Below are 6,745 nucleotides of genomic sequence, written 5' to 3'. Positions count from 1 at the left end.
ATATATTTTGGAAGGGTAGCGAAGAGGCTAAACGCGGCGGACTGTAAATCCGCTCCTTCGGGTTCGGGGGTTCGAATCCCTCCCCTTCCATTTTACGGGCATAGTTTAAAGGTAGAACTAAGGTCTCCAAAACCTTCAGTGTGGGTTCAATTCCTACTGCCCGTGTTAATAGAATTATGGCGGGTGTGGTGAAGTGGTTAACACACCAGATTGTGGCTCTGGCATGCGTGGGTTCGATCCCCATCACTCGCCTATTTTATATTATTGGGGTATAGCCAAGCGGTAAGGCAAGGGACTTTGACTCCCTCATGCGTTGGTTCGAATCCAGCTACCCCAGTTACTATTTGCCGGCGTGGCGGAATTGGCAGACGCGCTGGACTCAAAATCCAGTGTCCGCAAGGACGTGCCGGTTCGACCCCGGCCGCCGGTATAGTATAGAGTTAAGGAACGTGGTATATCTTCGTTCCTTTTTATATTATTTTTGGTATAATAATAGTTATTCAAATTTTATTTAGATTATGAAAGTGTAGGGAAGTATGTCTCGTTCTATCGATATATTAAAACATCGGTATTTGAAAAATATTAAAGAAAATCCTGAATTGTTTGTCGGGATTGAGTTGGAATATCCTGTTGTAAACTTGGAAGGGGATGCTACAAATGTTGAAGTTATCAAGAACTTATTCAGATATTTAGTTTCCACTTTGGATTTCACTGTAGAAAAGGTAGATGATTTTGGGAATCCTATCCAGTTAGTGGCTCCTATAAGTCAAGATGCTATTTTATTTGAAGTTTCCTATACAACGATTGAGTTTGCATTTGGTAAGGCTGAAACAATTCAAGAGGTCGAAAATCGTTTTAATAATTATATGGATGTAATTCAGAGAAAATTAGGCGAATCCAACCATGCTATTGTTGGCTGCGGTATTCATCCTGACTGGGATAAAAATGAGAATTGTCCAGTGGCTTATCCACGCTATCAGATGTTGATGGATTATTTGAATTTGAGTAGAAATATTACTAAATCAGACTTACATCATTTCCCTGAATATGGTGCTTTTATCTGCGGGAGTCAGGTCCAGCTGGATGTTTCAAAGTCTAACTACCTACGGGTGATTAATGCTTTTACCCAAATTGAAGCAGCTAAGGCTTATTTATTTGCAAACTCTGAGTTTTCGGGTGCTGATTGGGATACGAAAATTGCAAGGGATATTTTCTGGGAAGAATCGATGCATGGCATCTATCCAGAGAATGTCGGTGTCAATGCTAGACTCTTTGATGATGATGAGGATTTTTTTGCCTATCTAAATCATTCTGCGATTTTTACTGCGGAACGTGATGAACAAACCTATTATTTTTATCCGATTCAGGCAAGGGACTATTTGGCTACGCCTGAAATCCAAGCATATGCACTTAATGGGGATGAGGTGCTTATTTATCCTCAAGAGAAGGATTTTGAAACCCATCGTAGTTATCAATACCAGGACTTAACGACTCGCGGAACAGTTGAGTTTCGTAGTGTGTGTACTCAGCCTCTAGATAAAACCTTCGCTTCTGCCGCCTTTCACTTGGGATTATTAGTTAATTTAGATAAGTTAGAAGCTTACTTAGAAACAGCACCTTTCTTTAAAGAATTTGGACGAAATTATAAGTTTTTAAGACGACAATTTTCTAAGAAGAAGCTTACAGATGAGGAAGAAACTGCGATTATTGAAATTTCCAAAGACTTACTTCTGTTAGCTGAGGAAGGTCTGAAGATGAGAAATAAGCAAGAAATGACCTACTTACAGCCTTTGAAAGAAGAATTGAGCCTATAATTTCTCTTATAAGGGGAGAATTTTCTGAAAAATCATGATATAATGGAAAAGACTATAGATAAAGGATAGAGAGTAATGACATTAGTTTATCAATCAACGCGTGATGCGAAAAATACAGTAACTGCTAGCCAAGCTATTTTGCAAGGTTTGGCGACGGACGGTGGTTTATTTACACCGCTTACTTATCCAAAGGTAGATTTGGACTTTGACAAATTGAAAGATGCTTCTTATCAGGAAGTTGCTAAGTTAGTTTTGTCAGCATTTTTAGATGACTTTACAACTGAGGAGTTGGACTACTGTATCAACAATGCCTACGATAGTAAATTTGATACTCCAGCTATCGCACCATTGGTGAAACTGGATGGGCAATACAACTTGGAACTGTTCCATGGTTCAACAATTGCTTTTAAGAATATGGCCTTGTCTATCTTGCCATACTTTATGACAACAGCTGCTAAGAAACATGGCTTGGAGAATAAGATTGTCATCTTGACAGCGACATCTGGTGACACGGGGAAAGCTGCTATGGCAGGATTTGCCGATGTGCCTGGAACTGAGATTATCGTCTTTTATCCAAAGGATGGTGTCAGCAAGGTTCAAGAGTTGCAAATGACCACTCAGACTGGCGACAATACTCATGTTATCGCTATTGATGGTAACTTTGATGATGCCCAAACTAATGTGAAGCATATGTTTAACGATGTGGTTCTTCGTGAGAAGTTGGCAGCCAACAAGTTGCAATTTTCATCGGCTAACTCTATGAATATTGGCCGTTTGGTGCCACAAATTGTCTACTATGTTTATGCCTACGCTCAGCTTGTTAAAACTGGTGAGATTGTAGCTGGTGAAAAGGTTAACTTCACGGTACCGACAGGAAACTTTGGAAATATCTTGGCTGCCTTTTATGCCAAACAAATCGGCTTACCAGTTGGTAAATTGATCTGTGCTTCAAATGACAACAATGTTTTGACAGACTTCTTCAAGACACGTGTTTATGATAAGAAACGTGAGTTTAAGGTAACAACTAGTCCATCTATGGATATTTTGGTATCTTCAAACTTGGAGCGTTTGATTTTCCATCTTTTGGGGAATGATGCGGTTAAGACAGCTGAACTCATGAATGCCTTGAACAAGCAAGGACAATATGAGTTGACAGACTTTGATGCAGAGATTCTTAACCTCTTTGCAGCTGAATATGCGACTGAGGAAGAAACGGCAGCAGAAATCAAGCGTGTTTATGAGTCAGATTATTATATCGAGGACCCACATACGGCAGTTGCTTCAGCAGTTTATAAGAAATACCAAGCGGCTACTGGCGATGTGACTAAGACAGTGATTGCTTCAACAGCGAGTCCATACAAGTTCCCAGTGGTTGCAGTAGAAGCTGTAACTGGAAAATCAGGGCTTGGCGACTTTGAATCCTTGGCTCAATTACATGAAATCTCAGGCGTTGCAGTGCCACCAGCAGTTGATGGGCTTGAAACAGCTCCTGTTCGTCATAAGACAACTGTTGCAGCAACAGACATGCAAGTAGCGGTTGAGGCTTATCTAAGAATGTAGTACATGAAAGAAGCTGTTTTAAGAGAAATTGTATCCTAAAAATATATCTTATTTGATTATTACGGGATGTTTTTATATAATGGTTATGGAGGATGTTTTGGAACTTACAGGTTTTCATGGAACCACACAACAAAATGCAAACCAAATTAGGCGAGCAGGTTTTAAAGTATCTAAAATTGATTGGTCAAAACCTGATTTAAGAAATCCAAATGATTTAGGGGAAGGTGTGTATTTTTTTCAAGATTTTCGTGAAGAAAATGGTTCTGGGCGAAAAATGGCGTTTAGTTATGCTTACCATTATAAAGACAAAGTTGCCCAAAAACAAAAATGTTCTATTGAAGTTCTTGAAGCTAATATTACTGTTTCCTCTGATAATTTTCTGGATATGGATTTATCGGATAATTTGGAATTGTTTTATAGCTTTAAGGATAAGCATGAGCATGAGCGAGAAAAAATAAAACGACGGTTAAAACAGGATGGCTCATTCAAGCGGAAAAATTATGATGGAATAATGATGGAATTATTTATTAGCAAGATTCATGAGCAGTGCGGTTCCCAAACAAGAATTAAGGTTGTTAGCAAAAATACTGTAACTATTTTAAACGGAGAAATTAGTAATTTTCCAAATGGTACAGAGTTGTGTGTTCGTGACACAGGTTGTATAAAGATAAAAGGAGTTAATAATGGCAATACAGGGAATGAATTTAAAAAGTTTCTTTGACTTAGATAAAGTAAATTTCACTGAAGAGGAACTTTCTCTACCTTATGAAAATAATTTACCAGTTATTGAGAATATTTCCGTACAGTATTCCTCTTCTAGTACAGCTTCTGTAGATTATTATTCTTTTAAAAATAATACTTTCTCTACTATTTCTATTAATAAGAGTTTAGGAGAGGTTGCGTGATGGATGATTATAGAGCTAAAATTACTTTTAGTAACTACATGGTTACAGAGTTGCACTATGAGCAAAACTCTAATTATGATTTTGATGCAGAAAAACTGGATGTTGATTTCAATATAAAGTCCAAAGTTCAAATTTCTCAGACAAATGCGGCAGTGAGTTTATCGGTAATTTGTGGGAGAGAAGATAATTCTGAATGTCCCTTTATTATTCGAGTATCTTTGATGGGCATTTTTGAATATGAAGGGAATATAAAGAGTGAGGAAGCAAAATCGTTATTAACGACAAATGCAATTGCTATACTATTTCCTTATTTAAGAAGTTTAGTAAGTGATATTAGTGGAAAAAGCAATATATATCCTCAATATAGGTTGCCATTAATTAATGTTGTTGCTATGTTGAAAGAAAATGATGATATAGAAGTGATTGATATCGATGAGTAAATAATGAGACTATTATAATGATAGTCTTATTTTTAATTCCCATTATGAAAGAAAATAAATATTTAGTATGATATCTTATAAACAAATCTTAAATATTGCCTTGCCAGCTATGGGCGAAAACTTTTTGCAGATGCTCATGGGGATGGTGGACAGTTATTTGGTTGCTCATTTAGGATTGATAGCCATTTCGGGTGTATCAGTAGCTGGCAATATTATTACGATTTATCAGGCGATTTTCATCGCTCTGGGAGCTGCTATTTCCAGTGTTATTTCAAAAAGTTTGGGGCAGAAGGATCAGTCTAAGCTTGCCTATCATGTGACTGAGGCGTTGAAGATTACCTTACTATTAAGTTTCCTTTTAGGATTTTTGTCCATCTTCGCTGGGAAAGAGATAATAGGACTTTTGGGGACGGAGAGAGATGTAGCTGAGAGGGGTGGACTCTATCTATCTTTGGTAGGCGGATCGATTGTTCTCTTAGGTTTAATGACTAGTCTGGGAGCCTTGATTCGTGCAACGCATAATCCACGTCTGCCTCTCTATGTTAGTCTTTTATCCAATGCCTTAAATATTCTTTTTTCAAGTCTAGCTATTTTTGTTCTGGATATGGGGATAGCTGGTGTTGCTTGGGGGACAATTTTGTCTCGTTTGGTAGGTCTTGTGATTTTATGGTCGCAATTAAAGTTGCCTTTTGAGAGACCGACTTTTGGTTTAGATAAGGAGCTATTGACCTTAGCTTTGCCAGCAGCTGGAGAGCGGCTCATGATGCGGGCTGGCGATGTCGTGATCATTGCCTTGGTTGTTTCTTTTGGAACGGAGGCGGTGGCTGGAAATGCAGTCGGAGAAGTCTTGACTCAGTTTAACTATATGCCTGCCTTTGGCGTCGCTACGGCAACGGTCATGCTGGTGGCCCGAGCAGTTGGGGAAGATAATTGGGAAAAAGTAGCTAATTTGAGCAAGCAAATCTTTTGGCTTTCTCTGCTCCTCATGTTACCCTTGACCTTCAGTATCTATGCTTTGGGTATACCACTAACTCATCTCTATACGACTGATTCTCTAGCGGTGGAGGCTAGTGTTCTAGTGACACTTTTTTCACTACTTGGTACTCCTATGACGATAGGAACAGTCATCTATACAGCAGTCTGGCAGGGGTTGGGCAATGCTCGTCTTCCCTTTTATGCGACAAGTATAGGAATGTGGTGTATCCGCATTGGAACAGGATATCTGATGGGGATTGTACTTGGTTGGGGCTTGCCCGGTATTTGGGCCGGAACCCTTTTGGATAATGGTTTTCGTTGGTTATTTCTACGTTACCGTTACCAGCGTTATATGAGCTTGAAAGGATAGGAAATGCAAAAAACAGCTTTTATTTGGGATTTAGACGGGACTTTATTGGACTCTTACGAAGCGATTTTGTCAGGGGTTGAGGAAACTTTTGCTCAGTTTTCTATTCCTTATGATAAGGAGCAGGTGAGAGAGTTTATCCTCAAGTATTCGGTGCAAGATTTGCTTGTGCGGGTGGCAGAAGATAGAAAGCTGGATGTGGAAATGCTAAATCAGGTGCGTGCCCAGAGTCTGGCTGAAAAAAATGCCCAGATAGTTTTGATGCCAGGTGCGCGTGAGGTGTTGAATTGGGCAGACCAAGTAGGAATTCAACAGTTTGTTTATACTCATAAAGGAGATAATGCTTTTACCATTCTCAGAGACTTGGGTTTGGAGTCCTATTTTACGGAGATTTTAACAAGTCAGAGTGACTTTGCGCGGAAGCCTAATCCGGAAGCGGCTACCTATCTGTTAGACAAGTATCAGTTGGATCCTGAGAAAACCTATTATATAGGGGATCGGACTCTGGATGTGGAATTTGCCCAGAATAGTGGGATTCAAAGTCTCAACTTTTTAGAGTCGTCTTATGAAGGCAATCACAGGATTCAAGTGTTAGCAGATATTCCTTATATTTTTGAAGGAAAGTGACGATAAGATTGTGTCAGTTTTGTGACAGAGACCTAACAAACTATTTCAAGTAACCGA

At 39.1% G+C, this 6,745-nt stretch carries 7 protein-coding genes and 5 tRNA genes; all 12 read left to right on the top strand.

What is annotated here, in order from left to right:
* Positions 1-9: 9 nt before the first annotated feature.
* Positions 10-90, top strand: a tRNA-Tyr gene (locus SMSK597_RS0103190).
* 4 nt (positions 91-94) lie between these two features.
* Positions 95-165: transfer RNA gene (locus SMSK597_RS0103185), tRNA-Trp, on the top strand.
* Between the two features lie 14 nt (positions 166-179).
* A tRNA-His gene (locus SMSK597_RS0103180) sits at positions 180-252 on the top strand.
* A 13-nt stretch (positions 253-265) separates the two neighbouring features.
* Positions 266-337 (top strand) — tRNA-Gln (locus tag SMSK597_RS0103175).
* A gap of 9 nt (positions 338-346) precedes the next feature.
* A tRNA-Leu gene (locus SMSK597_RS0103170) sits at positions 347-430 on the top strand.
* 106 nt (positions 431-536) lie between these two features.
* Entirely contained in the window at positions 537-1,814 is a 1,278-nt protein-coding gene (locus SMSK597_RS11575) for a glutamate-cysteine ligase family protein (RefSeq protein ID WP_000091369.1), read from the top strand.
* Between the two features lie 75 nt (positions 1,815-1,889).
* Positions 1,890-3,374: a threonine synthase gene (gene thrC, locus SMSK597_RS11570; RefSeq protein ID WP_000177112.1), complete on the top strand. Its 1,485-nt coding sequence runs from the start codon at positions 1,890-1,892 to the stop codon at positions 3,372-3,374.
* Positions 3,375-3,471: 97 nt separating this feature from the next.
* The gene (locus SMSK597_RS11565) at positions 3,472-4,095 is read left to right on the top strand and encodes a poly(ADP-ribose) polymerase family protein (RefSeq protein WP_000423995.1); all 624 of its coding nucleotides are present in this window, start codon (positions 3,472-3,474) and stop codon (positions 4,093-4,095) included.
* On the top strand, positions 4,058-4,279 hold the full coding sequence (locus SMSK597_RS0103165; protein WP_141553913.1) for a hypothetical protein: 222 nt from the start codon (positions 4,058-4,060) through the stop codon (positions 4,277-4,279). The genes SMSK597_RS11565 and SMSK597_RS0103165 overlap by 38 nt, the downstream gene beginning before the upstream one ends.
* A complete protein-coding gene (locus SMSK597_RS11560) occupies positions 4,279-4,719 on the top strand; it encodes a protein-export chaperone SecB (protein ID WP_000342988.1) in 441 nt (146 codons plus the stop codon). Before SMSK597_RS0103165 ends, SMSK597_RS11560 begins: the two co-directional genes overlap by 1 nt.
* Before the next feature lie 67 nt (positions 4,720-4,786).
* Positions 4,787-6,064: an MATE family efflux transporter gene (locus SMSK597_RS11555; protein WP_000626834.1), complete on the top strand. Its 1,278-nt coding sequence runs from the start codon at positions 4,787-4,789 to the stop codon at positions 6,062-6,064.
* A 3-nt stretch (positions 6,065-6,067) separates the two neighbouring features.
* Positions 6,068-6,688: an HAD family hydrolase gene (locus SMSK597_RS11550; RefSeq protein WP_001172849.1), complete on the top strand. Its 621-nt coding sequence runs from the start codon at positions 6,068-6,070 to the stop codon at positions 6,686-6,688.
* The last annotated feature ends 57 nt before the right edge of the window (positions 6,689-6,745 follow it).

The sequence above is a fragment of the Streptococcus mitis SK597 genome, assembly GCF_000148545.1.
Lineage (GTDB): Bacteria > Bacillota > Bacilli > Lactobacillales > Streptococcaceae > Streptococcus > Streptococcus mitis_C.
The sequence above is the reverse complement of the archived record's forward strand: the minus strand, read 5'-3'. Positions and strand labels throughout refer to the sequence as shown.